This is a genomic window from Polaromonas sp., from assembly GCF_031411155.1.
In the GTDB taxonomy this organism is placed as follows: Bacteria; Pseudomonadota; Gammaproteobacteria; order Burkholderiales; family Burkholderiaceae_C; genus Polaromonas.
Genome location: NZ_JANOAL010000013.1, coordinates 1 through 1886, shown reverse-complemented (window position 1 = coordinate 1886; position 1886 = coordinate 1). Strand labels below are relative to the sequence as shown.

Here is a 1886-nt window from a genome sequence, read left to right as displayed (position 1 = left end):
TTCGACCAGAGCCGCAACCGCAACGCAGGTCATGGCCGGGAAGTTTTTCCCCATGACTTCGCGGTAAACGCCTCCCACCTCTTTCAGCCTGGCAACATACTCGTTGCGGTCCACCACATACCAGGTCATGCGCACCATGTGTTCCGGGCCCGCACCGCCGGCCTTGAGGACGGCTGCAATGTTCAGCAGGGTCTGGCGCGTCTGCGCGACGAAGTCATCGCTTTCAAACTGCTGCTGCGCATTCCAGCCGATCTGGCCGCCGACGAACAGCAGTGCGCCGCGCGCCAGGATGCCGTTGGAGTAGCCTTTGGGTTCGGCCCAGTCAGGGGGTTGGATTTTTGTAGTCATGCTTTTCCTGATGTGTCTCTAGATACGGTGTCAGCGCGTAGCGCAGGTTTTCCGGGATGCGTACGGGTTTGCCGTGCGGCAGTTCTGAATAGACCACCACGCCATGGGCGCGCAGCTTGATGGCCGCGGCCTCACCCGGCGTGGTCGGGCTGGCGTGAATTGTGTAAGCCATGCCCAGGCTGGAGCGGCCGATGCGCGTCAGCTCAAGGGTGATGGAAAGTTGGTCGCCGTAGCGGCACATGCCCAGAAATTCGGCTTTCAGATCGACGATGGGCACGCCGGTGCCGCCGGCAATCAGGGCGTGTTCGGCAAACCCGATGTGCGCCAGAAAATCTTCCTGCACTTCATGCAACAGCACAAAATACTGCGGATAAAAAACAATGCCGGCCGGATCGCAGTGCTGAAACCGGACCTGTTTTTGCGTGGTGAACTTCATGGCTGCCGCAGTTTGAAGCGTTGCAACTTGCCGGTTTCGGTGCGCGGCAGCCTGTCCAGAAACTCAATCTGGCGCGGGTATTTGAACGGGGCCAAGGTGGTCTTGACATGGTCCTGCAGGGCTTTCACCATCTGGCTGTCACCGGCCGGTCCGGGCTTGAGCACGACAAAGGCCTTGACCACCATGCCGCGCTCCGCGTCTGGCAAGCCGACGACGCCGCATTCGGCCACGGCCGGGTGTTTCAGCAGGGCGTCTTCGACCTCGGGGCCAGCCACGTTGTAGCCGGCCGTGATGATCATGTCATCGTCGCGCGCCTGGTAAAAAAAATAGCCGTCGGCATCCTGCATGAAGGCGTCGCCGGGGTAGTTCCAGCCGTCCTTGACATAGTTGCCCTGACGCGCATCGTCGAGGTACTTGCATCCGGTCGGCCCTTTCACCGCCAGTTTGCCGATGCTGCCGCGCGGGACTTCCACGCCCTTGTCGTTGACGACCTTGGCGCTGTAACCGGGCACGACCCTGCCAATCGCGCCGCGCCGGATATCGCTGCCGGTCGAGGAAATGAAGATGTGAAACATTTCGGTGGCGCCAATGCCGTCCAGCATCTCTATGCCGGTGGCCTCTTTCCACAGCTGCCGCGTGGCATCCGGCAGGCTTTCGCCCGCGCTCACGCATTGGCGCAGGCTGGGCACGCCATGCAGCCTGGCAAACGGCGCCATCTGGCGGTAAAACGTGGGGGCGGTGTAGCAAATCGTGGCGCCCACCTGCCCGATCAGCTTGACCATCGCCTCGGGCGTGTAGGCAATGGACGGGAAGTACACCGAGGCGGCTGCCCACATCGGAAACACCAGCATGCCGCCCAGGCCAAAGGTGAAGGCCAGCGGCGGCGAGCCCATCACGATGTCGTCCGCGCTGGCCTTGAGCACATGGCGCGGCCAGGCCTCGCAGGCGGCGAGAACGTCGCGGTGCGTGTGTACCGCCGCCTTGGGCTTGCCCGTGGTGCCCGAGGTAAAGGCCATCATCGCCATGTCGTCGGCCGAGACGGGGCAAGGCTTGAAGTTGCCGTCCTTTTGCGCGGCGAGCACCGCCAGCGAACCGGGCTCGT

3 protein-coding genes are annotated in these 1886 nt (G+C 62.8%); all 3 read right to left on the bottom strand.

Annotation, left to right across the window (positions count from 1 at the left end; all coding sequences use genetic code 11):
* Positions 1–348 (bottom strand): RidA family protein (locus tag RMO23_RS00545; RefSeq protein ID WP_309678028.1); only part of this gene is annotated, 348 nt, incomplete at its 3' end.
* Positions 323–784 carry a thioesterase family protein gene (locus tag RMO23_RS00540; RefSeq protein WP_309678026.1) on the bottom strand — a complete coding sequence of 154 codons (462 nt, stop codon included), beginning with the start codon at positions 782–784 and terminating at the stop codon, positions 323–325. The genes RMO23_RS00540 and RMO23_RS00545, both read right to left, overlap by 26 nt.
* Positions 781–1886: AMP-binding protein (locus tag RMO23_RS00535; RefSeq protein ID WP_309678025.1), on the bottom strand; the 1106-nt coding region annotated here is incomplete at its 5' end. The genes RMO23_RS00540 and RMO23_RS00535, both read right to left, overlap by 4 nt.

Bases quoted from the DNA above. Each gene is read 5' to 3' on its own strand.
- RMO23_RS00540 (WP_309678026.1), bottom strand. From the start codon at position 784: ATGAAGTTCACCACGCAAAAACAGGTCCGGTTTCAGCACTGCGATCCG.